The organism is Xenorhabdus entomophaga (assembly GCF_037996725.1).
Classification (GTDB): domain Bacteria; phylum Pseudomonadota; class Gammaproteobacteria; order Enterobacterales; family Enterobacteriaceae; genus Xenorhabdus; species Xenorhabdus khoisanae.
Genome location: NZ_JBBMXH010000520.1, coordinates 1 through 223, shown reverse-complemented (window position 1 = coordinate 223; position 223 = coordinate 1). Strand labels below are relative to the sequence as shown.

Below are 223 nucleotides of genomic sequence, written 5' to 3'. Positions count from 1 at the left end.
TCTGAAAGCCATCTCTCTGCCGAACAAACCGCCGCTCTGATTGATTATTTGACGGCAAATTTGATGCATACTACCGCCCAAATTGTGGCCTATGTCCGAGCACGTTGGCAGGTTTCTTTCAGCGTGGCCGGCATGACGAAATGGCTTCACCGTCAAGGTTTCAGCTACAAAAAACCCAAGGGAGTGCCGCATAAATTCGATGCGCATAAACAGCAACAATTTA

Annotated in this window: 1 protein-coding gene; it reads left to right on the top strand. The window is 48.0% G+C overall.

The genetic code is table 11. The annotated features are described in order from the left end of the window. A partial coding sequence (locus AAC854_RS23900) for a helix-turn-helix domain-containing protein (protein ID WP_340619217.1) occupies window positions 1-223 on the top strand: 223 nt, incomplete at both ends.